We start from the raw sequence: 24,388 nt of genomic DNA, 5'->3' as shown, positions 1-24,388 counted from the left end.
AATCGATCTCGTTGAGTGCAGCACCCGCGCGCCCGATGATCTCGCTCGAGCCAACATAACCGAGCGAGGTCCGATATGGCGAAGATGCGAGCCATCGATGCTGCCGTGCGAATTCTGGAGAAGGAAGGCATCTCGACCGCCTTCGGCGTTCCCGGGGCCGCGATCAATCCGCTCTACTCGGCGCTGAAGAAGCGCGGCTCAATCCGCCACATCCTGGCGCGCCATGTCGAGGGCGCCTCGCACATGGCCGAGGGCTACACGCGGGCCAAGGCGGGCAATATCGGCGTCTGCATCGGAACTTCGGGGCCGGCGGGCACCGACATGATCACCGGGCTTTATTCGGCGATCGCCGACTCGATCCCGATCCTGTGCATCACCGGCCAGGCGCCGCGGGCGCGGCTCTACAAGGAAGATTTCCAAGCCGTCGACATCGAATCGATCGCAAAGCCCGTGACCAAATGGGCGGTGACGGTGCGCGAGCCGGCGCTTGTGCCACGCGTGTTCAGCCAGGCTTTTCACGTGATGCGCTCGGGAAGGCCCGGCCCCGTGCTGATCGATATGCCGCTCGACGTGCAGCTCGCCGAGATCGAGTTCGACGACGAGACCTATGAGCCGCTGCCGGTCTACAAGCCAACCGCGACCCGCAAGCAGGTCGAGAAGGCGCTGGAGATGCTCAATGCGGCCGAACGGCCGCTGATCGTCGCGGGCGGCGGCGTGATCAATGCTGACGCCTCGGAATTGCTGGTGGAGTTCGCCGAGATCGCCAACGTGCCGGTCGTGCCGACGCTGATGGGGTGGGGAGCCATCCCGGACGACCACGTGCTGATGGCCGGCATGGTCGGTCTTCAAACCAGCCATCGTTACGGCAATGCCACCATGCTCGAATCCGATTTCGTGCTCGGCATCGGCAATCGCTGGGCAAACCGCCACACCGGCTCGGTCGAGACCTACACCAAGGGTCGCACCTTCGTGCATGTCGACATCGAGCCGACCCAGATCGGGCGCGTGTTCAATCCCGATCTCGGCATCGTCTCGGACGCGAAGGCGGCACTCGAACTGTTCGTCGTCGTCTCCAGGGAGTGGCGCCGGTCAGGCAGGCTGCGCGAGCGCCAGGCGTGGCCTGCTTCCTGCCGCGACCGGAAGAAGACGATGCTGCGCAAGAGCCATTTCGACAACGTCCCGATCAAGCCGCAGCGCGTCTACGAGGAGATGACCAAGGCCTTTGGCCGTGACACCTGCTACGTCTCCGTGATCGGCCTGTCGCAGATCGCCGGCGCGCAGTTTCTGGGTGTTTACAAGCCGCGCAACTGGATCAATGCCGGGCAGGCGGGACCGCTCGGCTGGACGCTACCCGCGGCGCTCGGCGTGCGCGCGGCGTGTCCGGATCGGGACATCGTCGCGCTCTCCGGTGACTACGACTTCCAGTTCCTGATTGAAGAGCTCGCGGTCGGGGCGCAATTCAATCTGCCCTACATCCACGTCGTCGTGAACAATTCCTATCTCGGCTTGATCCGCCAGGCCCAGCGCGGCTTCGACATGGACTATCACGTCCAGCTCTCGTTCGAGAACATCAACGCGCCCGAACTCGGCGGCTACGGCGTCGATCACGTCGCCGTCGCCGAAGGGCTCGGCTGCAAGGCGATCCGCGTCACCGATCCCAAGGACGCGCAGGCCGCGTTCGCCACTGCGCGCGAATGGATGGCGAAGCACCGCGTGCCCGTGATGGTCGAGTTCATTCTCGAACGCGTCACCAACATCGCGATGGGCACGGAAATCGACAACATCGTCGAATTCGAGGAGGTGCTGGATTTGCCGCTCGACGAGGTCACGACCGCGCAGTCCGGCGTGCTGCAGCCGGCCGAATAGGGACCAGCATCATGCCGAAATTCGCTGCCAATCTCACCATGCTCTTCAACGAAATGCCGTTCGTGGACCGCTTCGCCGCGGCCAAAGCGGCGGGCTTTTCCGGGGTCGAGTACCTCTTCCCGTATGATTTCGACAAAGCGCAGCTGCGCGAGCAACTCGACAGTCATGGGCTGACGCAGGTGCTGCACAATCTGCCGGCCGGCAATTGGGCGGCAGGCGAGCGCGGCATAGCGATCCTGCCGGATCGTGTCAGCGAGTTCAGGGACGGCGTGTTTCGCGCCATCGACTATGCCAAGGCGCTCGATTGCGAGCAGCTCAACTGTCTCGTCGGCATCGCGCCTGTCGATGCCGATCCGCGCGAACTCAACGAAACCCTGGTCGCAAATCTGCGCTTCGCAGCTTCGACGCTGGCGCGGGAGAACATCAAGCTTCTGGTCGAGCCGATCAACACGCTCGACATTCCTGGCTTCTTCCTCAACGGCACCGAGCAGGCGGTGCAGCTGATCTCCGAAGTCCGCTCGAACAATCTGTTTATCCAGTACGATATCTATCACATGCAGATCATGGAGGGCGATCTCGCCCGTACCATGCAAGAATATCTCCCGCAGATCGCGCACATCCAGCTCGCCGACAATCCCGGCCGTCACGAGCCCGGCACCGGCGAGATCAACTATCCCTTCCTGTTCCGCCATCTCGACGCGATCGGCTATCGCGGCTGGATCGGTTGCGAATACAAGCCGCGCACCACGACGCTGGAAGGCCTGTCCTGGCACGCCGCGCAAACGTTTGAGACCTGAGGAAACTTTGACATGATCGACATCGGCTTTATCGGACTTGGCACCATGGGACGGCCGATGGCCGGCCATCTTCTGGCCGCAGGCCATCGCGTTCTCCTGCACGATGTCGGGCCGGTCGCACCCGAGTTGATTGCTGCCGGCGGCGTTGCCTGCAAGTCAAGCAAGGAGGTCGCGGAGGACGCGGATGCGATCATCATCATGGTGCCGGATACGCCGCATGTGGAGGCCGTGCTGTTCGGCAAGGACGGTGTCGCGGGCGGCATTTCCAAGGGCAAGATCGTGGTCGACATGAGCTCGATCTCGCCGCTGGCGACCAAGGAGTTTGCGAAGAAGATCGAGGCGCTCGGCGCGGATTATCTCGACGCACCGGTGTCAGGCGGGGAGGTCGGTGCCAAGGCGGCAAGCCTCACCATCATGGTCGGTGGCCCCGAGCGCGCCTTCAACACCATGAAGCCGATCTTCGACCGGATGGGAAGGAATGTCACCCGGGTCGGCGCCAATGGCGACGGCCAGACGACGAAGGTCGCCAACCAGATCATCGTCGCGTTGACGATCGAGGCGGTCAGCGAAGCGCTGCTGTTCGCGTCGAAAGCCGGTGCGGATCCGGCGCTGGTGCGGCAGGCCCTGATGGGCGGCTTTGCGTCGTCGCGGATTCTCGAAGTGCATGGCGAGCGCATGGTGAAGCGCAATTTCGATCCCGGCTTCCGCATCGAGCTGCACCAGAAGGATCTCAACCTCGCGCTTGAAGGCGCCCGCGTCCTCGGCCTGTCGCTGCCGAGCACGGCAGTGGCGCAGCAATTGTTCTCGTCTTGCGCCGCGCATGGCGGCAAGGGTTGGGATCACTCGGCAATGGTGCGCGCGCTGGAACTGATGGCGGGGCACGAGATCGCCGCGACCTGAACTGTTACCGGGTAACAGTCTCCACTTGTAGTTCTGCCTAGATCGGGCGGGGAACCGGAACAATGATCCGGCCCCGCGGTTGAAGGCGCACAACAATCACTGGAGACATAAGCACATGAAAACCCGTCTTGCGATTTCGTTGGCTGCCGCGTCGCTGCTGGCGTCGAGTGCGGCCTTTGCTCAGTCGACGACCGAAGAAGGCGCCAGGAACGGCGCACGCGCGGGCGGCGACATTGGCGGCCCGGTCGGAGCGATGGTCGGTGGTACCGTCGGCGCCGCTGTCGGCGCCGGTCTGGAAATTCCGAATGCCATTCTGGGCGGCATCCCGCGTAGTGAATCCGTAGTCGTCGAGGATCGCGTCGTGGTCGGCGAGCCACTGCCGCCGACCGTGGTGCTGCGACCCGTGCCGAACTACACCGAATACCGCTATGCGGTCGTGAACGATCGCCGCGTGATCGTGGAGCCGCGCACGCGCCGCGTCGTCAAGATCATCGACTGATCGATCGAGCGTGAGCTTTGAAGAGACGGGCCCTGCGGAGCATCACTCCGCGGGGCCTTGGCTCGTCAGGGCCGAATTCGCGCGAAACCGCGTCATGCCCCAATCGGCGATGGCCGCGAGCGCGAAGCCGATGCAGGTGGTGCCGGCATCGACCAGAAAGTCCTCCAGCCGCGCATGCCGTCCCGGTGCCCAGAATTGCATCAGTTCGAGCAGGCCGATCAGCACCACGGCGATGGCTGTGGCCGACAGGCGGCGGCGCGGATAGGCGAGACCGAAGGCTAGTCCCACCAGCACGAAGGCGAGGGCATGTTCGCCGTCCTGGCCAAGGTCGGAATGGGGCCGCAGGCCGGGCGGGCCGAGGGTGGCAAAGGCGACGGCGGCGGCAAGCAGCCAGGCAGAGGAGCGAACCAAAAAGGACATCCGCACCGCTTAGCACGGATTGCAGCAGCCTGCCGAGGCGCTAGGATCAGATCGCCGTGTAGTTAATGACGAAATGTTAAAGCGGCTCCCGCACGCTAAGGCCGTGCATGAAGCGCTCCCGGATCTGTACGGGATCGCGTCGGGTGGCGCCGACGCCCGGCTTGTCATCGATACGAACGGCGATCAGGCTGGGCTCGCCGGCCGACATGGCTTCCTCGACCAGACGCTCGAAATCCTCCTCGTCCGCGGCCCAGGCGCTGTTGGCAAGCCCGGAGCCGGTCGCGATGGCGACGATGTCAGCCACGTTCGCGGCCGGCGTCGGCTGCGCGCCGGTGATCTGATAGATGCCGTTGTCCATCACGATCATGATGAGGTTCTTCGGCTTCAACGCTGCGATCGTCGAGAGCGCGCCGAGCTGCATCAGGAGCGAGCCGTCGCCTTCGAGCGCAAAGACGCGCCGGTCCGGCTGCGCCAGTGCCACGCCCAGCGCGATCGGGAAGGCGAGCCCCATGCTGCCGAGCATGTAGAAATTCTGCGGACGGTGGCCGGCGGCCCAGAGGTCGAAATTGGTGTTGCCGATGCCGCCAATCACGGCTTCCTCGTGCTGGAGTTTCGCGACCAAGCGCGAGGTGACGTCGAAGCGGTTCATCACTTTGGTGTTGCGCGCGTCTGTATTCATTTGGGCCGGCTTCACTTGTTGAACACCTTGCCGCCGGTGAGCAGCGGGTTGAGGATCAGTGCCACCGGCGCCTGCGTCGTCACGGCCTGCTTGATCGAACGGTCGGCAATGAATTCGAGTTCGTCGAGCCGGGTGATGGTGTGATGCTCCAGTGCCAACGAATCCAGCACCGGACGCATGGTGCGGCAGACCAGTGACTGGCCGTAGTTGAACTCGCCGAGGGTGCCGCGCTCGGACACGAACATGATGAGCGGAATCTGGTAGGGCACCGCGAGCGAGGCCAGCACGTTGGCGAGCGTCGCAAAGCCCGAGGTCTGCATCAACACCGCGCCTCGTCGTCCGCCCATCCAGGCGCCCGAGACGATCCCGACGGCCTCCTCCTCGCGGGCGGTGGCAAGGTGGTGAAGAACGGATCGGCGTGCAGGTTCTTGATCAGCGGCGTCAGCACGCGGTCAGGCACGTAAGGGACGAGGCTGATCTCGTTCCGCTTCAGGGTTTGCAGGACGATGCCGTGCCAGCTCGTGTCACTGGAGGTCTGCGCCGCCTCGGACGAGGTTTGTTGCTCCGCAATCGGCATTGCGTTCTCCCTTCGGCCGCGCATGCTTCTTGGTCTTTGCCATTGCCTTAGGCTCGTGTCGGCCGTCGCGGCGGTCTGCCGAACTTGACGCAGGCAGCGGGATTGTCAACATGTCCGGGCTGCACCGTGATCTGCGCCAGACGGCCTGCCGCGGCCGCTGGCGCCGTGTCATAAGCGGCAATAACAAGAGAACGGAGGAACGCATGAAAGGAGCGCGCGCCGCGCTGGCCCTGCGGATCTCCAGGAGAGAGCCGGAAAGGTCCTTATGTCCGTCAACAGCAAGCGCGTCTTCTACGTCAAATATCTGGCCAATCCGATCTATATCGACATTCTGAAGGCGCGGCCCGACGTCCGGCTCGATCGCATCGAGAACGAGAGTCCCGAAGACTTCTACGCGCCGATCATCGGTGCCGCTCATGTCTACCAGATCGGCGCCGCCCGGGACGAACTCGCCCCGCATTTCCACGTCGATGCCGCCTTCCTGAAACGCACGCCGAACCTGTTGCTGGTCTCGAGCAATGGTGCAGGCTTCGATCCCGTCGACGTCGAGGCGTGCACCGATGCGGGCGTGCTGGTCGTCAACCAGTCCGGCGGCAATGCCCATTCCGTCGCCGAGCATGCGCTGGCGATGATGCTGACGCTGTCCAAGCGCATCATCCAGTCCGACCGCAAGCTTCGCAGGGAGGCCAACGTCAACCGCAACGAACTCGTCGGCAACGAGATCGAGCACAAGACCGTCGGCATCATCGGCCTCGGCAATGTCGGCCGCCGCATCGCCGCGCTGTGCAAGGGCCTGTTCGGCATGAAGGTGCTGGCCTATGATCCCTACCTCACGGCCGAGGTGATGGCCGAACGGGGCGGGGAGAAGGTGGAGCTCGACGAGCTGCTGCGCCGCGCCGATTTTATCTCGATCTCCTGCCCGCTCAACAAGGGCAGCCGCAACATGATCAGCGTGCGCGAGTTCGCGCTGATGCAGCCGCATGCGTACTTTATCACCACTGCGCGCGGCTTCATCCACGATGAGGATGCGCTGCTCCAGGCGTTGCGCGACAAGCGCATTGCAGGCGCCGGTCTCGACGTCTGGTCCAAGGAGCCGCCGCCGCCGGAGCATCCGCTGCTCCAGCTCGACAACGTGCTGGCGAGCCCGCATACGGCCGGCGTCACGATCGAAGCGCGGCAGAACATGGGCCGCATCGCCGCCGAGCAGGTGCTGGATACGCTCGACGGCAAGCGCCCGCCGCGCATCATCAATCCGGAGGTCTGGCCACGCTATGCCGAGCGATTCAAGCAGGCGTTTGGTGTGACGCCGGCGTAGTCGGCAGTCGCTTTGTCGTTCCGGGGTGCGACGCTCCTGCTGCCCATTTCCGGGTTAGCGCTACGCGCCACGGAATGATTGGCGGGCGGAACCGCGCCCGACTTTGATCCGCGTCAAAATCTCCCTCCCGCAATCCGGCTAAATGGGATTAAAGTGAGCGCCGCCGGGGCAGGCAGGAGGTCCCATGTCAACTTATGTGGTCAGGTTCATGAAGGACGTGCTCGGCCAGTACGGCCGGCAGATCGAGGTGTGCCAGGGCACGCTTGAGATCGACGCCTCCGACGAGGACGAAGCCAGAGAGCGGGCGAAGGCGAGGTTTTGCGAGGATCAGGCGCTGCACCACTGGTCGTTGCATGCCGACCGCATCCAGGTCAGACCGGCTGACTTTCCGTCGTGAGGCCTGGCGGCCGGGCCCCGTGAGGTGACGCTGGTGCCGAGCGGACCGCTGCGCCGTCTCAGTCGAGCAGCTTGTCCAACGTGATTGGGAAGCGGCGGATGCGCTTGCCGGTGGCGTGATAGACGGCGTTTGCGATCGCCGCCGGGACGCCGACGATGCCGATCTCGCCCAGTCCCTTGATGCCGAGCTTGTTGATACGATTGTCCGGCTCGTCGACGAAGATCACGTCGATATCGTGAACATCCGCATTCACCGGGATGTGGTACTCGGCGATGTTCGCGTTCATGATCCGGCCGAAGCGATGATCCATCACCGTCTCCTCGTGCAGGGCCATCCCGATCCCCCAGACCACGCTGCCCATGATCTGGCTGCGGCCGGTCTTGGTGTTGAGAATCCGCCCGGCCGCGACGGCGCTGACCACGCGCGTGACGCGAATGACGCCCAGCTCTTCGTCGACTTTGACCTCGGCAAAGACGGCTGAATGGGTATTGCGCGCGTGCTTCTTGTCCTCGTCGAACTGGTTGAGCTTTTCCTTCTCGATGCGTTCGACGCCGCCATGGCGCATCGCGTCGGCGATCGAGACCGCGCGTCTGGTGTCGCTGGCCCCGGCAATGCTGCCGTCGATCAGGACCGTATCGGCCAACTCGGCGCCGGCGAGCGGCGAGCCAGGGATTTTCCCGGCCAGACCTAACAGCTCCTTGCGCACTTCCTCGGCGGCTGCGAGCACCGCATGTGCGCTCGAGGCAGCCATCCAGGAGCCGCCCTCGACGGGCGCCTGGGGCAGACTGGAATCTGCGAGCCTGACGCTGATGTTCTCGATCGGCAGGCCGAGTGCGTCGGCTGCGACCTGAGCCACAATGGTGTAGGTGCCGGTGCCGATGTCGGATGCGGCGCATGACACTTCGGCATGTCCGTTCGACGTCAGCACGATACGGACGGCGACCGGCATCTGCAGTGCTTCCCACACGCCCGTCGCCATGCCCCAGCCGACCAGATCCTTGCCGTCGCGCATCGAGCGAGGCGCAGGATTGCGTCTGCTCCAGCCGAAGGCGTCCGCGCCGCGCGCGTAGCATTCGCGCAACTGCTTGCTGGTGTAGGGCAGGTTTTCGCTCTGGTCGCGGTCCGAGTAGCACTTCAACCGCAGTTCGACCGGGTCGAGCTTGAGCGCGACGGCGAGCTCGTCCATGGCGCATTCAAGCGCGCAGACGCCCGACGCCGCGCCCGGTGCGCGCATGTCGCAGGGCGTGGAGACGTCAAGGTGGACGAGCTTGTGGGAGGAGCGGCTGTTCGGGCTCTTGTAGAGCTGTTCGGCCCAGCCGGTATCGTTGCGTGCAAAATCCTCGTAGCGCGAGGTGACGGCAATGGCCTCGTGCGTGACCGCGTCGAGCGTACCATCGGATTTCGCGCCGAGCGCGACACGCTCGATGGTCATCGGCCGGTAGCCGAGCCCGTACATCTGCTGCCGTGTCAGCACGACGCGCACGGATCGCTTCAGCGCGAGCGCGCCAAGCGTTGCCAACACCACCTGATATTGCGGCCGCAAGCCGGAGCCGAAGGCGCCGCCGACGTATGGCGAGACCACGCGAATATCATCCGGCTTCTTGTCGAACACGCCGCATAGAAATTTGTGGACGTTCTGAACGCCTTGCGTCTTGTCGTAGATCGTGAGCTTGCCACTGCTGTCCCAGACCGCCGTGGTCGCATAGAGCTCCATCGGGTTGTGATGCTCGGTCGGTATCACGTAGTCCGCCTCGTGGCGCACATCAGCCCCCGCAAGGGCGGCTGCGGCGTCGCCCCGCGGCTTGTGCGGCTTGTCCTTCTCGGCAGCGTTGCTGCGCTCGCCTTCGAGGTCGGTCGCAAAACTATGCTGTTCATATTCGATCCGCACCAGGGTTGCGGCGAATTTCGCGGTTTCCCAGTCCTCCGCCACGACCAGCGCGATCGGTTGGCCGTTGAACTTGATCGTGTCATCGTAAAGCGGACGGAAGGGCGACCCATCCGGCGCTACCTCGTCCTTCCACGCCTCGTCCTTGTCCGCCAGCGGCGGACGGTTCGCATGCGTGAGCACGTCGAGCACGCCCTCGACCTGCTGTGCCGCGCCGGTGTCGAGGCGGACAATGCGCCCGCATGGAATGGTGGCCTCGACGACGAAGCCATGGAGGAGCTTGTCGGCCGGGAATTCGCCGGCGTATTTGGCGGCCCCCGTGACCTTGGCCCGTCCGTCGACACGCGACGTTGGCGTTCCGACATAAGCGTTCATGGGGTCCTCACGTGATCTTCTTGTGAGCCTGGGATTGCGGCGTGGCATTCGCCGCCTGTGTCAGTGTGCGCACGATGGCGCGGCGTGCGAGCTCGACCTTGAAGCCGTTATGCGAGCGGGTCGTTGCTCCCTGAAGCAAGAGATCCGCGGCGTGTGAGAAGTGATCGGGCGTCGCGGCCTGGCCGCGCAACGCAGCTTCCGCCTCGAGGCTGCGCCAGGGCTTGTGAGCCACGCCGCCGAGCGCCACGCGTGCCCCGCTGATCGCGTTGCCCTCCAATTCGAGCGCGGCGGCAACCGAGACCAGAGCAAAAGCATAGGACATCCGGTCGCGAACTTTGAGGTAGCTGTAGTTTTGAGCAAAGCCGTGCCGCGGCAGCTCGATCGCCGTGATGATCTCGCCGGTGCCGAGATGGGTATCGACATGAGGCTTGTCGCCGGGCAGCCGATGGAAATCGGTCAGCGCGATGGTGCGTTCGCCGGAGGGACCCGCGATGTGCACGAACGCATCGAGCGCGGCAAGAGCCACGCTCATATCGGATGGATTAGTCGCGATGCAGGCGGCGCTCGTACCCAGGATCGCATGGTTGCGGTTGAGGCCGTCCATCGCCGAGCAGCCGCTGCCGGGATGTCGCTTGTTGCAGGGCGTGGCCGTGTCATAGAAATAGGCGCAGCGCGTTCGCTGCATCAGATTGCCGCCGACCGACGCCATGTTGCGCAATTGCGCCGAGGCGCCGGCCAGAATGGCGCTGGCGAGCAGGGGATAGCGCTGCTCGATCAATGGATGGTAGGCGAGGTCCGAGTTCGGCACCAGGGCGCCGATGCGCAAGGACCCGTCGGACGTCTCCTCGACCTTGCGGAGCGGCAGGCGGGAAATGTCGATCAGCCGGGTGGGGCGCTCGACATTCTCCTTCATCAGGTCGATCAGATTGGTGCCCCCGGCAATCAGTTTGGCGCCGGGATCGGCGGCGAGCAGGCGGATCGCGTCGGCGACATCAGTGGCTCGGGCGTACTGAAAGTTGTTCATGGCTGGCCCATTGCCTGCTGGATGGCGGCGACGATGTTCGGATAGGCGCCGCAGCGGCAGAGGTTTCCGCTCATCAGCTCCCGGATCTCGTCGGCATCGTGGGCATGGCCTTCGACGAGCAGTCCGGCCGCCGAGCATATTTGTCCCGGCGTGCAATAGCCGCACTGGAAGGCGTCATGGTCGATGAAAGCCTCTTGGAGGGGATGCAGCGCGCCGTCTTTGGCAAGACCTTCGACGGTCGTGATCTCGGCGCCGTCCTTCATGACGGCGAGCGTGAGGCAGGAATTGACGCGCCGGCCATCCACCAGCACCGTGCAGGCGCCGCACTGACCATGGTCGCAACCCTTCTTGGTGCCGCTCAGCGCAAGATGGTCCCGCAAGGCGTCGAGCAGCGTGGTCCATGGCACGAGATCGAGCGTGTGACTGACGCCGTTGACGACAAGATGGATCGGGATTCGTTCGGAAATCTGATGCGTGACATCGCCCATGTCCTGCTCCCTGCGACGGCGACCGTGCCGGACGTCAGCCGTGTTGACGCGGGGGCACGCCTCCGCCGGCCAATAGCGCCCAACGGACCACCGGCCGGTTGGTTCCTTTTGAGTCCCCTTGCCGGCAGTTCGCCTTTCCGAGAGGTTGCGATCAGCGCTTCGCTTCGCCGAACACCACATTCGGCACGGCGCGGTTGACGACCTCGCGCAGCGCGAAGCTCGATTGTACCCGCGCAACGCGCGGCAGGCGCGACAGCTCCATGCGGTGGACGCGCTCGAAATCCTGGATGTCGCGGGCGAGCACGATCAGGATGTAGTCGTCGGTCCCCGACATCAGGAAGCAGCGCACGACGGACGGGCATTTCACCACCTCCGCCTCGAACGCCTTCAACGCCTCGTCGCTTTGGCTTTCCAGCGCGATACGGACCAGCACCGTGGTAGTGAGGCCGAATTGCGCGAGGTCGAGCGTAGCCTGATAGCCCTGGATGTAGCCGTCGTCTTCCAGCGCCTTCTGCCGCCGCCCGAGCGCGGTGCTGGACAGGCCAACCTTGTTGGCGAGCTCGGTGTGGCTGGCCCGCGCATTGGTCGTGAGTTCCGCGAGGATGGCGAGATCTTTCCGGTCGAGGGCCAAAGTTTCGTTTCCAGCGTGAAAGGGCGTTTGCGCGCCGGAAGCCGGCGCAGGGAGGCCAAAGCTAGCGGATATTTGCACGAAACCAAACCGGGCACCCCGCTACAATCATGAGGTGAATCAAAAGGAGCCCAGGATGCTCGTCGGTGTGCCCAAGGAGATCAAAGTGCAGGAATATCGCGTCGGGCTCACCCCCGGTGCGGTCCGCGAATATGTCGCGGCTGGGCACGAGGTAACGGTTGAGACCGGTGCGGGCGGCGGCATCGGCGCCTCCGACGAAGTCTACCGGCGGGCAGGGGCCATCATAGCCGAAAACGCTCGCGACATCTTCGCGAAGTCCGACATGATCGTGAAGGTGAAGGAGCCCCAGAAAAGCGAGTGGGCCCAGCTCCGCGAAAACCAGATCCTGTTCACTTATCTCCATCTCGCGCCGGATCCCGAACAGGCCCGGGGTTTGCTTGCCTCCGGCTGCACTGCGATCGCCTATGAAACCGTCACCGACGCGGCCGGTCACCTCCCCCTGCTTGCGCCGATGAGCGAAGTCGCCGGCCGCCTTGCCATCGAGGCTGCCGGCGCCGCGCTCAAGCGCTCGGCTGGCGGCCGCGGGCTGCTGCTGGGCGGCGTTCCCGGCGTGCAGCCGGCGCGGGTCGTCGTGCTCGGCGGCGGCGTGGTGGGAACGCAAGCCGCCCGCATGGCCGCGGGCCTTGGCGCCGAAGTCACCGTGATCGACCGTTCGATTCCTCGATTGCGGGAGCTTGACGATCTCTTTGCCGGGCGCGTGCGCACCCGCTTCTCCACCATCGAGTCGGTCGAGGAGGAGGTGTTCGCTGCCGACGTCGTGATCGGCGCTGTGCTGGTGCCGGGCGCGAGTGCGCCCAAGCTCGTCACGCGCGCGATGTTGACATCGATGCGACCGGGCGCCGTGCTGGTCGACGTCGCGATCGATCAGGGCGGCTGCTTCGAGACCTCGCACCCGACCACGCATGCCGATCCGACCTATCTGGTTGACGGCATCGTGCATTATTGCGTGGCTAACATGCCCGGCGCGGTGCCGGTGACGTCGAGTCAGGCGCTGAACAACGCGACGCTGCCGTTCGGCTTGATGCTCGCGAACAAGGGTTTTGCCGCGGTGTTGGAAAATCCACATCTGCGCAACGGGCTGAATGTGTATCGCGGCCGCATCGCCAACAAGGCGGTGGCCGAAAGCCTCGAGCTGGAGTTTGCTCCGGTCGAGAGTGGGCTGGCGGCGTAGTGTTGCTGCTCACACCGGCTTGCGATGGCGGCTGCCGAGCGCGGCCTCGATCGTCTCGGGATGTTTGATGCGTTCGATCAGCATGTCGATGCGGTCGCCACCCCAGAACAGCTCGCCGTTGAACACCATGCTCGGGACGCCGAACACGCCGAGCGCTTCGGCATCGTCGATGATGCGGTCGTGTTCGGCGCGGGCAGGGCCGTGGACGTAGACTTCGAACTCACCGGCTGAGCCACCGCAGGACGTGATGACGTCGGTGATTGCGGCGAGATCGTCGATCTCGAGCTCATGGCTCCAGAACCGACGAAACACCGTGTCGTGATAAGGCCGGAAGAAGCCGTGCTGTTGGGCGAACAGCATGCCGACGCTGGAATAGAACGCGTTGTAGATCCGCCGGGGCCCTTTCATGACGAGCCCTTGCGCATTGGCATAGCGCCGGGCGTCCATATAGGCGTAGCGGACCTTGCGCCAGAAATGCGGCGTGCGCTCTTCCACGGTCCCCATGAATTCGGCAACGCGCAGCGTATAGGGCAGCCATTCGAGCTCGACGCCGTGCGTTTCCTCGAGTTCGAACAGACGCTTATTGGCGACGAATGCGTAGGGGCTCTTGTAGTCAGTGTAGATGCGCACGTGGGGCTTCGGCATGACAGCTCCCTCCCTAGCTCAAGCCTTCGTCAGCTTGTACTGCCGCAGATCCGGATCATGCGTCATGCGCCAGTAATCCACGAATCGCCAGGGCATCGCGGAAAACACGCGGCCGCTCGAATTGCGATAGTACGTGCTCATGCCGGGATGAGTCCAGATCATTGCCTCGTGCTCGGCATCGACCTTCTGGACGTAGTCGTCCAGTACTTCCTTGCGGAGATCGATCGCGGCGACGTCGTGCTCGATCATGGCGGCGAGGCAGGCGGAGATGTAGCGGCTTTGGCATTCCGACTGGAAGATGACGCTGCCCCCATGCGCGGGACCGGAATTGGGGCCGAGCATGCAGAAGAAATTGGGAAAACCGGGGACGGTAAGGCCAAGAAACGCGGTCGGATTGTCGTTGCCCCAGGCCTCGCGCAAATCCTTGCCGTCGCGGCCGCTGATGTTGAGGCGCGCGGCCATCTCCGTGACCTTGAAGCCGGTGGCGACCACGATGGTGTCGCCGGAGCGATGCCTGCCGTCCGCGGTGACGATGCCGCTCTGTTCAAAATGATCGATCGCGTCGGTGACGAGCTCGACGTTCGGGCGCGTCAGGGTTTTGAACCAGTTGTTGTCGAGCAAAATGCGCTTGCCGTAGGGTGGATAGGTCGGGACGCATTTTTCGATCAGGTCCGGCCGGTCCTTCAATTCCGATCGAATGAAATCGGTCAGTTCCTGACGATGCCGGTCGTTGCCCTTGTTGACGGCGCGTTCCGGATGCGGCCAGGCCGGGTCCTTGCGCAGGAAGGGCAATAGCCCGTCGCCATAGCGCCAGAACATGTTGAAGCGATACCACTGCACATAGAAGGGCAGATGTGCGAGCAGCCAGCGCGCGCTGTCGCTGATCGGGTCGGCATACCCTTTCACCGGCCGCGCCCATTGCGCGCTGCGCTGATAGATCGTGACCGAGGCGACGCGGTCGGCAATCGCCGGCACGAGCTGCATCGATGTCGCGCCGGTGCCGATCACGGCGACATGCTTGCCGTCGAGTTTGATGTCATCGGACCACAGCGCGGAGTGCAGGATCGTTCCCTTGAAGTCTTCCTCGCCCCTGAAGCGGGCACGAGAGGGATCGTTGAGCTGGCCGATCGCCGAGACCAGCGCGGCGGATTCGAACGTTTCCTCGCCATTCTCGGTCCTGAGCGTCGAGATCCAGCGCCGCTTGCCTTCGTCCCAATGCGACGAGGTCAGCTCGGTGTTGACGCGCAGATGCTTGCGGATGCCGTATTCGTTGGCGACCTTGACCAGATATCCATGCAACTCCTCGCGCTGACAGAAGTAGCGGGTCCATGCATTGCCCGGGCCGAAGGAGTAGGAATAGGAGTGGTTTGGGGTGTCGACGCCGCAACCTGGATAGCGGTTGATCCACCAGGTGCCGCCGAGCTCCTGATTCTTCTCGACGATGGTGTAGGGAATGCCGAGATGGCCGAGTGCGACGGCGAGCGCGATGGCACAGACGCCGGCACCCACGATCAGCACATGCTGCTCGGCGAGTTGTTGGTCTGAAGGGCGCTTGGTCCAGCGCGTTTCGCGCGGCACGAAGCCCATCTCCTCGCGCATCAGGGGCGCATATTCCGGCGAGACATTCTCGCCGAGACAGGCGCGCATCATCTTCAGCAACAGCTCGTCGCCGGGATCGGTGATCACGGGCTTAGGCGTGCCGTCGGCAAAGAGCTTGACCACCGCGGCGCGGATCTCATCCTGGATCTCCCGGGGCACGCCGGCCTCGGGATCGGGAATGAGGCGGATGTCGCGCTTGGGCAGATAGGGCGGCTCCAGCCACCGCTCGTCGCCGGTCATGTGCACCAGCACCATCAGCAGGCAGCGGATGTCGCCTTCCGCAATCGCCGAGGTGAGGTCGAGCGCCTTGTGCGGAGATTCGATGTTCATGGCGTGTCCTGATCTCCGGATGCAGTGAAGAGGCCGCGCGTCATCAGCTTGCGATAGGCGGAGATGACGTGGTCGGGAACAGCGGTGACACCATCGGCGGAATAGGAGTAGCGGCGGCTGAGATAGCCGCGCGAACCCATCAGCATGTGGACGATGGCCTCGAACTCCTCGTCGCTGTAATTTTCGATCTCGCCTGAACGTCGCGCGCGACGCAAAATGCGGACATAGGCGACCGAGATGTTGTCGAGATGCTTCTGGTAACCGTGGGGTGCGAAGAATTCGGCCTCGTTGAGGATGCGCAGAAATTCCGGGACCTCGCGGATGAAGTCGAAGAAGGCGGAGAAACGCTCGATCTCCTGCCGTGCTGCATCGGCCGTGCCGGTGCGGGCGCGGATGAACTCGACCATGTCGAGGCCGATCTTCGGCAGCAGCTGGTCGAGCAGCTCCTGACGGTTCTCGAAATGATTGTAGAAGGTACCTTGCGCGACGCCAGCCTCCTCGGTGATGCGCGCAACGGAGGCCTCGGCATAGCCGTGCTTGCCGACGATTTTCGTGGCGGCCTCGAAGATCTTCTGCTTGGTCCAGGCGTTGCGCTCGACGCGGTTGAGCTTTGTGACTTTCTCGGTGGCGGGGCCTCGCGTCATGCCACGGTCTCCAGTTCAGCGCGCAGCACGCGCTTGAGAATTTTTCCGGACGGATTGCGCGGCAGGCTGGCGCGGATGATGAGCTGTTTCGGTACCTTGAAGCTCGCCAGCCGTAACTGGCAATGCTCGATGAGGGCCGCGAGCTCGAGGCTCGCGCCTTCGGCCAGCACGACGATCGCGATCGGCCGCTCACCCCAGCGCGGATCGCGCAGACCGATCACCGCGACCTCGCGCACCTCGGGCAAATCGTAGATGACACGCTCGACCTCGGAGGATGCGATGTTCTCGCCGCCGGAGATGATCATGTCCTTCTTGCGGTCGGTCAAATACAGGAAGCCGTCGTCGTCGAGATAGCCGACGTCGCCGCTGCGAAACCACTCGCCGAAGAAGGCTGACGCAGTCTTCTCCGGATCCTTCCAATAGCCGCGCATGATCTTCGGTCCGCGCAGGCAGATCTCGCCATTGACGTTTGGCGGCAGCTTGTTGCCGTCCTCATCGCGGATCTCGATCTCGACGTGAGCAATGGCGCGCCCGGTGGACCCGATCTTCTCGATTTCGCGGCCGGCGTCCATGAAGGTGTCGCCGCCGACGGTCTCGGTTAGGCCGTAGGCGTCGATGTAGCGCGCATTTCGAAAATAATCGGAGAAGGCGCTGATACGCAGTTCAGGCGTCTTCTCGCCGCCGCCGATCGCCCATTTCAGGCTCGACACGTCGTAGCGGTTACGCGTCGTGCAGGTGAGCATCGCCGTGGTCATGACAGGCGCGAACCATGCGGCATTGAGCTTGTCTTCCGCGATTGCCGCAAGCGCGCTCTCCGGTTCGAAAGAGCGCTCGATATGGATGAAGCCGCCATGCCAGAGCACGGCGATGCCGGGCAAATCGAGCGCGCCGACGTGATAGAGCGGGCCGACGACGAGAAGGCGCGTCTCCGCGCTCAAGCCCAGTGCGATCGTCTGGTCCGCCGACTTCCAGTAGAAATTATCGTAACTGAGCATCACCCCCTTAGGGCGGTCGGTAGTGCCCGAGGTGTACATCAGACGCATCAGGTCGGACGGCTGGCGGACGTTCATCGGCGCGGCCGCAGAGTCGCCGGCGAGGCACGTCACGCTCTGCTGTGCTGCCTCGTCGAGTATGACAACTCGCGCTCCAGCGGCATTCACAGCCAATTCTTCATCGGCAATTAACAGGCGAGCACCGGCATCGCCAGTGATGTAGCCGACCTCATCGCGCGAGAGGCGGAAGTTGATCGGTAAAAACACCGCGCCGAGATGGCTTGTGGCAAAGACGAGTTCCAGGAAGGCTGCACTGTTCTTCATCAGCACGGCTACGACGTCGCCGGCCTCGATGCCTTGTGCCGCGAGCCAGCCGGCCACCTTCCGCACGCGCGCGTCGAAGACCGCATAGGAGATCTCCTCGCCGCGATATTTCAGCGCAGGCCGGTCGGGCGTGCGCCGGGCATGAAAGGCAACGAAGCTCGACAGGTTGATCATTTGCGGGGTTTGGGCCGATGGCCGGCGCCGTTTCCTGTATAATGAATTCTGACTCATAATTCATGTTCGGCTTGACGTCACCCCCTGCCTCTGAAATCCTTGGGAACACGGAGACGAGAGATCTCCGGCTGGGATCAGGACACGCCGACCCGACAGAGGGAGGGAAAAATGACGAGAACCCGCACGCCGGGCATCAGCCGCCGTTCAACATTGGCGCTGATGGGCGCCGGTGCGATGAGTGTTGCCGCGCCGTGGGTGGCGCGCGCGCAAGCCAAGACCATCAAGATCGGCATGCCGACGATCTTGTCGGGCCGGGTCGCGCAGCTCGGCACGTCGTCCCGCAACGCGGTGATGCTCGAGGTCGACAAGGTCAACGCAGCCGGCGGGCTCGCTGGGCGGCAGATCGAAATGGTGATCCGCGACTCCAAGGGCCAGCCGCAGGAAGCTGCCCGCGTCGCGCGCGAACTCGTCAACACTGACGGCTGCGAGTGGCTGATCGACGGCGAGGCTTCGTCCGGATCGTTCGCGGTGCACGAGGTGGCGCGCGATCTCGGCGTGCTCTGTGTCCACACCTGCTCGGAAGCGTCGTCGCTGACGGCCGATCCGAAGCAGCACGTTCCAAACGCGTTCCGCTGCGTGCGCCAGGGCATTCACGATTCCATCGTCGGCGGCAGCTATGCGGCTGCGATCTCGAAAGCCAAGGGCCTGAAAAAATGGGCGACCTGCTCGCCCGATTATGCCTATGGCCGCGACACCACCGGCGAGTTCACGCTGTATCTGAAGCGCTTCGCGCCGGATGTCGAGATCATCAGCGAGTCCTGGCCCAAACTGTTTCAGCCCGACTATACCGAAGTGGTGACCAAGATTTTGCAGGCCAAGCCGCAGGCGCTGTACTCCTGCTTATGGGGCGGCGATCTGACCTCCTATATCGACCAGGCTAACATCTACGCGATGTTCGGCCAGATGGAGGTGTTTGCCGTCAATATGGCCGACTACACCGCGCTCACCGTGGTGAAGAACCTACCCAAGGGCATCCATTCCGGCAATCGCTACATCAAGTCGTTCCCGACCACGCCGGAAAATGCGGCCTGGGGCGATGCCTACAAGGCCAAGTACAACGAATATCCGACCAACTGGTCGTGGCAGAACGCGACCGCGGTGATGTTCCTCGCCGAAGCCGCGAAGAAGGCCAATTCAACCGATGGCAAGAAGATCGCCGAGGTCTTGAAGGGCCTCACCATCAAGTGCCCGTTCGGCGCCGACGGCACCGTGACCATGCGCGGCGACGACCACACCCTTGTTGGCTACGCCATCGGCTGGGGCACCACGATCCCGCAGGAGCCCTATGTCCCCGAGGTCAAGGCCGGCGACTGGAAGACCATCTTCGAGCTCGAGGCCGAGTGGAAGAAGAGCAAGGGCTACACCTGATCGCCCGCGCGACGGAGGCGAGCGATCGCCTCCGTCTTCGTTTAGCTCTCCGCGCCGGGATCGGCGCACGACAATGAAAGTGCCCCCGTGGATCTCGACGCGCTTGCCGGCTGCCTCTCCAGCTCCGCTTGCCTGGTGACGCAAACCACCAGCGGCCTCATCATCGGCATGCTGCTGTTCCTGGTCGCGGTTGGGCTGACACTAATTTTTGGCGTGCTCAAGATCGTCAATTTCAGCCACGGCGCCTTCTACATGTTCGGCGCTTATTTCGCGATGACGGCCTATCAGCTCACGGGCAGCTTTGCACTCGCGATGCTTGCCGGTGCAGCTGGTACCGCGGTCCTTGGGTTGATCTTCGAGCGCGTCTTCATGAGCCGCGTCTATGGTGCCGATGTGCTGATGCAGCTGCTCGTCTGCTACGCCTTCGTGCTGATCTTCGATGATGTGGTGCGGCTGATCTGGGGGCCGGAATTCAGGTCGATGGGCATGCCCGCGGCGTTCCAGGTGATGCCGTTGTTCATCGCGGGTGGCGTCGTGCCGCCTTATTATCTGCTGCTGATCGGCGTGGCGCTGGTCGCGGCGATCGTGCTCGGTATTGGGCTCTCACGCAGCCGCATCGGCAAGGTGATCCGTGCCGCCGCGCACAATCCCGGCATGGTATCCGCGCTCGGAATCAACACCGGTCTGATCTACGGCGGCGTGTTCGCGCTCGGCGGGATGCTGGCCGGCCTCGCCGGCGCGCTCGCCGCACCAGTGCGTTCGCTGACCCCGGGCATGGGATTCTCGGTGCTGATCGAATCCTTCATCGTCACCGTGATCGGCGGCATGGGCTCGATTGTGGGCGCGCTGGTTGGCGCGTTGCTGCTCGGCCTGATCCGTTCGTTCGGCTCGCTCGGCTTTCCCCTGTTCACGGAAGGCCTGATGTATCTGTTCATGGTGATCGTGCTGGTCTCAAAGCCCACCGGCCTGTTCGGCAAGGAGGCGGCATGACCGAGCTGGAGGCCGGGCGCACCGACAGGCTGGCGCCGGTGCGCAGCGTCTCCGCGCTTCAACGCTATCGCGATGTCCTGATCGCGCTGATCGCCTTCGCCGTGCTGGCCACTTTGCCGCTGTTGACTGACAGCAAGGCGCTGCTCGATTTCGTCATTCGCTGCTCCGCCTATGGCCTGTTCGCGACCTCGCTCAACCTGCTGGTCGGCTACACCGGGCTGACCTCGTTCGGTCACGGCATGTTCTTCGGCCTCGGCGCCTACAGTTTTGGCCTGATCATGCAGAAGCTCGGCGTACCCATTCCGGTCGCGTTCGTCGCGACGCTGGCGATCACTGCGCTCGTCGCAGCTGTTATCGGCGCGATCTGCGTCCGGCTGAAGGAGATCTACTTCGCCTTCGTCACGCTGGCGTTCCAGATGCTGATCCACTCGACCATCCTGTCCTGGGCCTCCTTCACCGGCGGCGACCAGGGCCTGCGCGGCGGCATTCCGCGTCCCGCTTTCCTCGGCATCAATCTCGCCAATCATGTCCATCTCTATGTCGCGAGCTGTGCGCTCCTTGTCCTCGGCCTGCTGGCAATGCGCCAGATCGCGCAATCCCCCTTCGGCTACACGTTGCGCATGATCCGGGACAACGCTGCGCGCGCGAGCTTCCTCGGCATCGACGTCTGGCGCGCAAAGCTCACCGTGTTCGTGCTGGCGGCGCTGTTTGCCTCGATGGGCGGCATGGTGATGGCGCTGTTCGTCTCCGGCGCCTATCCCGAATTCGCCTATTGGACCATCTCGGGCGAGGGCATTTTCATCAACATGCTCGGCGGCGTCTCGACCTTCCTCGGGCCGATGGTCGGGACCGTACTGCTGCTGCTGCTCAACGACACAGTCACGCGATTCACCGAATACCACGGCATCGTGCTCGGCGTCGTCATCCTGTTCTTCGCGCTGGGCCTGCGCAAAGGCCTGCTGGATTTCGTCGCCGAATGGTACACGCACCGGCGCGATGCGGGCGAGGGGCGCTAGCCATGCTTGAAATCCGCAACCTCGCAAAATCCTTTGGCGGTGTGAAAGCGACCAACGACGTCTCTCTCGACTTTCCCGACGGCTCGCTCACGGCCGTGATCGGCCCGAACGGCGCGGGCAAGAGCACCTTCTTCAATTTGATCACCGGGGCGCTGAAGCCGGATTCCGGAGAGATGCTGCTCGACGGCGTTGATCTCGCCGGCCGCTCGCCGCCGGAGATCGTCCGCCATGGCATCGGCCGGGCGTTTCAGGTCGCCAGCATTTTCAAATCGCTGACGGTGCAGGAGACCATGCTCGCCGCGGTCAGCGCCGACCAGCGCACCTCCGCGGTGCTGCACAAGCGCTTTCCGTTGCCCGAGACGCGCGATCGCACCGAGCACGTGATGGAGCTGCTGGGTCTCGCCGGCAAACGCAATCGCACCGCTGCGACCCTGTCGCATGGCGACCAGAAGCTGCTCGACATCGCGCTGGCGCTGGTGCTCGAACCGAAAGTGCTACTGCTGGACGAGCCGACCGCCGGCATGGGTCCGGAAGAGCGCTGGCGCATGATTGACAAGGTGCGTGAGCTCTGGGAGACGCAAAAGATCACCGTGGCCTTCATCGAGCACGACATGGACATCGTGTTCAAGATCGCACCGAAAATCGTGGTGCTCTGCTACGGCCGCATTCTCGCGAACGGTACGCCCGACGAGATCCGCAATGACAGTGCCGTGATCGAGGCCTATCTCGGCACCGAGCATGCGGGAGCCGCCGCATGAGCGCTGTGATCGAAGTCGCCGATCTCGATGTCTACTACGGCACGAGCCAGATCCTGTTCGGCGTCGCGCTCGCGGTGCGGCAGGGCGAGACCATGGCACTACTCGGCCGCAACGGCGCAGGCAAGTCGACGACCATGAAGGCGATCATGGGCTTGGCGCCACCGCGACGGGGTCAAATCAGCCTGCGCGGCGCGGTGATCTCCGGCCGCAAGCCGCACCATATCGCGCGCGCCGGCCTCGGCTTCGTGCCGGAGGACCGCCAGATCTTTCCGGAGCATACGGTTGAGGACAACCTCGTCATCGGCCGGAAGCGCGGACCGGAGGGCCAGGACGAATGGCCCATCAAGCGCATCTACGAAGTCTTCCCGTTGCTGGAGCCGCTGCGCCACCGCATCGCCGGGCGCCTGTCAGGCGGCGAGCAGCAGATGCTCGCGATCGCGCGTACGCTGATGGGCAATCCTGCGCTGCTGCTGCTGGACGAGCCGAGCGAGGGTCTCGCGCCGATCATCGTGCAGCGGATCGGCGAGTTGTTGCGGCAGCTCCGTCAGCTCGGATCGACCGTGCTGATCGCCGAGCAGAACATGCATTTCTGCCTGGGGCTGGCGAGCCATGCCACTGTCATCGACAAGGGCCAGATCGTCTATGCCGCCGGGATCGACGAGCTGAAGGCCAACGAGACGATCCGGCGACGTTATCTGGCCCTCTAGGCGCAGCGCAGCGTCCAAATAGGCCGGAAGAAGAAAACTATTGCCGCGGGTCAGTCCGGCGGAAGGAGTTTCCCCTCCGGGAGGCAAAAAAGCCAATCGCTTCCATTGCTGTTTGGGGCCGAAACGACGACATTTCCATCAGAAATTGATGGATTGACTGCTATGGAACGCACCAGGTTTGAGCCTTTCGGCGAGCAATTGGTGTCCGCAACGGACACGCAGCCGCGCTCGCGCGGGTCGAAGCTGCTGTTGCGGCTCGGCACCGGCCTGTTCTGGTCGCTGGTCGCCGGTATCGTGCTGGCGCGCGCGGCCTTCTTCGAGCCCGGCGTCTATGACGGCTTCAGCCGCGTCGCGTCACTGGCCAAGAGCTTGATTTTCTAAGGCGCGCCTGATCTTCTAAAGGGCGCCTGACCTTCCGAGCCGGATTATTCCGGGCTGAGGATAGAACTTCCCTCGGCTCTGATATGTCGAAAACTTATTTCCCAATCGGCTGGCGCTGCGTATAAATCCTTCTCCTCTGGGAGAGATTTGTGTCGCAGAATCAAGCATCCAGCCCGGCCGACGCTAAGCCGACCACGGCCACCAGCCGCATCGTCGCGCTGATTCCCGGCATCCTCCTCTGCATCGCCGTGGCCGGCGTTTCGGCCCTGCTTGAACGGGCGGAATTGGGCGTCTTCGAACATCCCTATGTCGAGGCGCTGGTGATGGCTATCTTGCTTGGCATGGCCGTGCGCAGCTTCTGGAAACCCGCGCCGCGCTGGCAGTCCGGCATCGCCTTCAGCGCCAAGCAACTGCTCGAAGTCGCCGTCATGCTGCTGGGGGCCTCGATCAGCTTTGCCGCGATCGCGGCGTCGGGCGTCGCGCTGTTGGCCTCGATCGCAGCGGTCGTCGTGATCGCGCTCAGCGTCTCCTTCGGCATCAGCCGCCTGCTTGGTCTGTCGACGCGGCTCTCGATCCTGATCGCCTGCGGCAACTCGATCTGCGGCAATTCGGCAATTGCGGCGGTGGCGCCGATCATCGGCGCCAACAATGACGAGATCGCATCCTCGATCTCCTTCACCGCGATCCTCGGCGTGATGATGGTGCTCGGCCTGCCGCTGCTGATTCCGTTGCTGCAGCTATCGGCCACGCAATACGGCATCCTCGCAGGCCTCACCGTCTATGCCGTGCCTCAGGTGCTGGCCGCGACGGTGCCGGCTGGGCTCGTCTCGACGCAGATCGGCACGCTGGTCAAGCTGATGCGCGTGCTGATGCTCGGGCCGGTGGTCGTCGGCCTCTCGCTGACGGCCTCGCGCTGGCACAGCGAAGCCAAGAAGACCAATGTCGGCTTCTTTCGCCTGGTCCCGTGGTTTATCCTCGGCTTCCTTGCGCTGGCGACTCTGCGCTCGCTCGAGATCGTGCCGTCCACGGTGGTTGCCCCGATCACGCGGATCACGGGTTTTCTCACAGTGGTGTCGATGGCCGCGCTTGGCCTCGGCGTCGATGTGAAGGTGCTTGCCAATGTCGGCGGACGGGTGACGGCGGCCGTGACGCTGTCGCTGCTGCTGCTGCTCGGCATCAGCATCGCACTGGTGCACTGGTTCAAGTGATCGAAGCTAGGTGCCGTAGGGTGGGCAAAGGCGAGAAGCGCCGTGCCCACCATCTCGTCGCGCGTACAAAAGTGGTGGGCACGCTTCGCT

Annotated in this window: 24 protein-coding genes and 1 pseudogene; 14 read left to right on the top strand and 11 right to left on the bottom strand. The window is 63.8% G+C overall.

All coding sequences use genetic code 11. The annotated features are described in order from the left end of the window. The first annotated feature begins 75 nt into the window (after positions 1-75). From gcl to AC0L3P_RS04575, 4 genes are all read left to right on the top strand, one after another. Positions 76-1,866, top strand: a complete 1,791-nt coding sequence (gene gcl / locus AC0L3P_RS04590; RefSeq protein WP_354206704.1) for a glyoxylate carboligase — start codon at positions 76-78, stop codon at positions 1,864-1,866. 11 nt (positions 1,867-1,877) lie between these two features. Beyond that, on the top strand, positions 1,878-2,663 hold the full coding sequence (hyi, locus tag AC0L3P_RS04585) for a hydroxypyruvate isomerase (RefSeq protein ID WP_354206702.1): 786 nt from the start codon (positions 1,878-1,880) through the stop codon (positions 2,661-2,663). A 12-nt stretch (positions 2,664-2,675) separates the two neighbouring features. Beyond that, positions 2,676-3,563, top strand: coding sequence for a 2-hydroxy-3-oxopropionate reductase (locus tag AC0L3P_RS04580; RefSeq protein ID WP_354206700.1), 888 nt, complete (start codon positions 2,676-2,678; stop codon positions 3,561-3,563). Positions 3,564-3,678: 115 nt separating this feature from the next. Then, complete coding sequence (locus tag AC0L3P_RS04575) at positions 3,679-4,062, top strand: DUF1236 domain-containing protein (protein WP_275167690.1); 384 nt, start codon at positions 3,679-3,681, stop codon at positions 4,060-4,062. A gap of 42 nt (positions 4,063-4,104) precedes the next feature. Here the strand turns inward: AC0L3P_RS04575 and AC0L3P_RS04570 are convergent, their stop codons facing one another. From AC0L3P_RS04570 to AC0L3P_RS04560, 3 genes and pseudogenes are all read right to left on the bottom strand, one after another. After that, positions 4,105-4,482, bottom strand: coding sequence for a VanZ family protein (locus AC0L3P_RS04570; RefSeq protein ID WP_354056089.1), 378 nt, complete (start codon positions 4,480-4,482; stop codon positions 4,105-4,107). A 76-nt stretch (positions 4,483-4,558) separates the two neighbouring features. Further along, positions 4,559-5,161, bottom strand: coding sequence for a thiamine pyrophosphate-dependent enzyme (locus AC0L3P_RS04565; protein WP_473301112.1), 603 nt, complete (start codon positions 5,159-5,161; stop codon positions 4,559-4,561). 11 nt (positions 5,162-5,172) lie between these two features. Then, positions 5,173-5,738 (bottom strand): annotated as a pseudogene (locus AC0L3P_RS04560) (thiamine pyrophosphate-binding protein). A 265-nt stretch (positions 5,739-6,003) separates the two neighbouring features. Between AC0L3P_RS04560 and AC0L3P_RS04555 the strand changes: the two are divergent. Beyond that, positions 6,004-7,053 carry a hydroxyacid dehydrogenase gene (locus AC0L3P_RS04555; RefSeq protein WP_275167686.1) on the top strand — a complete coding sequence of 350 codons (1,050 nt, stop codon included), beginning with the start codon at positions 6,004-6,006 and terminating at the stop codon, positions 7,051-7,053. Positions 7,054-7,237: 184 nt separating this feature from the next. Then, the gene (locus AC0L3P_RS04550) at positions 7,238-7,450 is read left to right on the top strand and encodes a hypothetical protein (protein WP_007608382.1); all 213 of its coding nucleotides are present in this window, start codon (positions 7,238-7,240) and stop codon (positions 7,448-7,450) included. A gap of 58 nt (positions 7,451-7,508) precedes the next feature. On the opposite strand, the gene AC0L3P_RS04545 is transcribed toward AC0L3P_RS04550, so the two are convergent. From AC0L3P_RS04545 to AC0L3P_RS04530, 4 genes are all read right to left on the bottom strand, one after another. Next, complete coding sequence (locus AC0L3P_RS04545) at positions 7,509-9,710, bottom strand: xanthine dehydrogenase family protein molybdopterin-binding subunit (RefSeq protein WP_473301111.1); 2,202 nt, start codon at positions 9,708-9,710, stop codon at positions 7,509-7,511. Between the two features lie 7 nt (positions 9,711-9,717). Next, positions 9,718-10,734 (bottom strand): FAD binding domain-containing protein, encoded by a 1,017-nt coding sequence (locus AC0L3P_RS04540; protein WP_473301110.1) that lies wholly within the window; start codon positions 10,732-10,734, stop codon positions 9,718-9,720. Further along, on the bottom strand, positions 10,731-11,222 hold the full coding sequence (locus AC0L3P_RS04535; RefSeq protein ID WP_473301109.1) for a (2Fe-2S)-binding protein: 492 nt from the start codon (positions 11,220-11,222) through the stop codon (positions 10,731-10,733). The genes AC0L3P_RS04540 and AC0L3P_RS04535 overlap by 4 nt, the downstream gene beginning before the upstream one ends. Before the next feature lie 151 nt (positions 11,223-11,373). Continuing rightward, on the bottom strand, positions 11,374-11,853 hold the full coding sequence (locus AC0L3P_RS04530; protein WP_473301108.1) for an Lrp/AsnC family transcriptional regulator: 480 nt from the start codon (positions 11,851-11,853) through the stop codon (positions 11,374-11,376). Positions 11,854-11,986: 133 nt separating this feature from the next. On the opposite strand from AC0L3P_RS04530, the gene ald reads away from it, so the two are divergent. After that, the gene (gene ald, locus AC0L3P_RS04525; protein WP_473301107.1) at positions 11,987-13,102 is read left to right on the top strand and encodes an alanine dehydrogenase; all 1,116 of its coding nucleotides are present in this window, start codon (positions 11,987-11,989) and stop codon (positions 13,100-13,102) included. A 9-nt stretch (positions 13,103-13,111) separates the two neighbouring features. Here ald and AC0L3P_RS04520 read toward each other — a convergent pair whose 3' ends face one another. Genes AC0L3P_RS04520 through AC0L3P_RS04505 form a run of 4 tightly spaced genes read right to left on the bottom strand, consistent with a single transcriptional unit; the run spans position 13,112 to position 17,810 of the window. Then, positions 13,112-13,747: a DsbA family protein gene (locus AC0L3P_RS04520; protein ID WP_473301106.1), complete on the bottom strand. Its 636-nt coding sequence runs from the start codon at positions 13,745-13,747 to the stop codon at positions 13,112-13,114. A gap of 18 nt (positions 13,748-13,765) precedes the next feature. Then, positions 13,766-15,676, bottom strand: a complete 1,911-nt coding sequence (locus tag AC0L3P_RS04515; RefSeq protein WP_473301105.1) for a flavin-containing monooxygenase — start codon at positions 15,674-15,676, stop codon at positions 13,766-13,768. After that, complete coding sequence (locus AC0L3P_RS04510) at positions 15,673-16,320, bottom strand: TetR/AcrR family transcriptional regulator (RefSeq protein WP_473301104.1); 648 nt, start codon at positions 16,318-16,320, stop codon at positions 15,673-15,675. The genes AC0L3P_RS04515 and AC0L3P_RS04510 overlap by 4 nt, the downstream gene beginning before the upstream one ends. Beyond that, a complete protein-coding gene (locus tag AC0L3P_RS04505) occupies positions 16,317-17,810 on the bottom strand; it encodes an AMP-binding protein (protein WP_473301103.1) in 1,494 nt (497 codons plus the stop codon). The genes AC0L3P_RS04510 and AC0L3P_RS04505 overlap by 4 nt, the downstream gene beginning before the upstream one ends. A 168-nt stretch (positions 17,811-17,978) precedes the next feature. Between AC0L3P_RS04505 and AC0L3P_RS04500 the strand changes: the two genes are divergently transcribed. The 7 genes from AC0L3P_RS04500 (at position 17,979) to AC0L3P_RS04470 (ending at position 24,298) form a co-directional block, all read left to right on the top strand. Continuing rightward, positions 17,979-19,238 carry an ABC transporter substrate-binding protein gene (locus tag AC0L3P_RS04500; protein WP_275167676.1) on the top strand — a complete coding sequence of 420 codons (1,260 nt, stop codon included), beginning with the start codon at positions 17,979-17,981 and terminating at the stop codon, positions 19,236-19,238. An 87-nt stretch (positions 19,239-19,325) separates the two neighbouring features. Then, positions 19,326-20,228: a branched-chain amino acid ABC transporter permease gene (locus tag AC0L3P_RS04495; protein WP_275167675.1), complete on the top strand. Its 903-nt coding sequence runs from the start codon at positions 19,326-19,328 to the stop codon at positions 20,226-20,228. After that, positions 20,225-21,244: a branched-chain amino acid ABC transporter permease gene (locus tag AC0L3P_RS04490; protein WP_473301102.1), complete on the top strand. Its 1,020-nt coding sequence runs from the start codon at positions 20,225-20,227 to the stop codon at positions 21,242-21,244. The genes AC0L3P_RS04495 and AC0L3P_RS04490 overlap by 4 nt, the downstream gene beginning before the upstream one ends. 2 nt (positions 21,245-21,246) lie before the next feature. Beyond that, the gene (locus AC0L3P_RS04485) at positions 21,247-22,002 is read left to right on the top strand and encodes an ABC transporter ATP-binding protein (RefSeq protein WP_473301101.1); all 756 of its coding nucleotides are present in this window, start codon (positions 21,247-21,249) and stop codon (positions 22,000-22,002) included. After that, a complete protein-coding gene (locus AC0L3P_RS04480; protein ID WP_473301100.1) occupies positions 21,999-22,709 on the top strand; it encodes an ABC transporter ATP-binding protein in 711 nt (236 codons plus the stop codon). The genes AC0L3P_RS04485 and AC0L3P_RS04480 overlap by 4 nt, the downstream gene beginning before the upstream one ends. Positions 22,710-22,910: 201 nt before the next feature. Then, positions 22,911-23,090, top strand: a complete 180-nt coding sequence (locus tag AC0L3P_RS04475) for a hypothetical protein (protein ID WP_275167671.1) — start codon at positions 22,911-22,913, stop codon at positions 23,088-23,090. Positions 23,091-23,239: 149 nt separating this feature from the next. Beyond that, on the top strand, positions 23,240-24,298 hold the full coding sequence (locus AC0L3P_RS04470; RefSeq protein WP_275167670.1) for a YeiH family protein: 1,059 nt from the start codon (positions 23,240-23,242) through the stop codon (positions 24,296-24,298). The last annotated feature ends 90 nt before the right edge of the window (positions 24,299-24,388 follow it).

Source organism: Bradyrhizobium sp. WSM4874 (assembly GCF_055811835.1).
This window is presented reverse-complemented; position numbering and strand designations above follow the sequence as displayed.

Bases quoted from the DNA above. Each gene is read 5' to 3' on its own strand.
- AC0L3P_RS04515 (WP_473301105.1), bottom strand. From the start codon at position 15,676: ATGAACATCGAATCTCCGCACAAGGCGCTCGACCTCACCTCGGCGATT.
- AC0L3P_RS04570 (WP_354056089.1), bottom strand. From the start codon at position 4,482: ATGTCCTTTTTGGTTCGCTCCTCTGCCTGGCTGCTTGCCGCCGCCGTC.
- AC0L3P_RS04575 (WP_275167690.1), top strand. From the start codon at position 3,679: ATGAAAACCCGTCTTGCGATTTCGTTGGCTGCCGCGTCGCTGCTGGCG.
- hyi (WP_354206702.1), top strand. From the start codon at position 1,878: ATGCCGAAATTCGCTGCCAATCTCACCATGCTCTTCAACGAAATGCCG.
- AC0L3P_RS04520 (WP_473301106.1), bottom strand. From the start codon at position 13,747: ATGCCGAAGCCCCACGTGCGCATCTACACTGACTACAAGAGCCCCTAC.
- AC0L3P_RS04510 (WP_473301104.1), bottom strand. From the start codon at position 16,320: ATGACGCGAGGCCCCGCCACCGAGAAAGTCACAAAGCTCAACCGCGTC.
- AC0L3P_RS04565 (WP_473301112.1), bottom strand. From the start codon at position 5,161: ATGAATACAGACGCGCGCAACACCAAAGTGATGAACCGCTTCGACGTC.
- AC0L3P_RS04500 (WP_275167676.1), top strand. From the start codon at position 17,979: ATGACGAGAACCCGCACGCCGGGCATCAGCCGCCGTTCAACATTGGCG.
- AC0L3P_RS04540 (WP_473301110.1), bottom strand. From the start codon at position 10,734: ATGAACAACTTTCAGTACGCCCGAGCCACTGATGTCGCCGACGCGATC.
- AC0L3P_RS04580 (WP_354206700.1), top strand. From the start codon at position 2,676: ATGATCGACATCGGCTTTATCGGACTTGGCACCATGGGACGGCCGATG.
- AC0L3P_RS04480 (WP_473301100.1), top strand. From the start codon at position 21,999: ATGAGCGCTGTGATCGAAGTCGCCGATCTCGATGTCTACTACGGCACG.
- ald (WP_473301107.1), top strand. From the start codon at position 11,987: ATGCTCGTCGGTGTGCCCAAGGAGATCAAAGTGCAGGAATATCGCGTC.
- AC0L3P_RS04550 (WP_007608382.1), top strand. From the start codon at position 7,238: ATGTCAACTTATGTGGTCAGGTTCATGAAGGACGTGCTCGGCCAGTAC.
- AC0L3P_RS04535 (WP_473301109.1), bottom strand. From the start codon at position 11,222: ATGGGCGATGTCACGCATCAGATTTCCGAACGAATCCCGATCCATCTT.
- AC0L3P_RS04555 (WP_275167686.1), top strand. From the start codon at position 6,004: ATGTCCGTCAACAGCAAGCGCGTCTTCTACGTCAAATATCTGGCCAAT.
- AC0L3P_RS04490 (WP_473301102.1), top strand. From the start codon at position 20,225: ATGACCGAGCTGGAGGCCGGGCGCACCGACAGGCTGGCGCCGGTGCGC.
- gcl (WP_354206704.1), top strand. From the start codon at position 76: ATGGCGAAGATGCGAGCCATCGATGCTGCCGTGCGAATTCTGGAGAAG.
- AC0L3P_RS04545 (WP_473301111.1), bottom strand. From the start codon at position 9,710: ATGAACGCTTATGTCGGAACGCCAACGTCGCGTGTCGACGGACGGGCC.
- AC0L3P_RS04505 (WP_473301103.1), bottom strand. From the start codon at position 17,810: ATGATCAACCTGTCGAGCTTCGTTGCCTTTCATGCCCGGCGCACGCCC.
- AC0L3P_RS04485 (WP_473301101.1), top strand. From the start codon at position 21,247: ATGCTTGAAATCCGCAACCTCGCAAAATCCTTTGGCGGTGTGAAAGCG.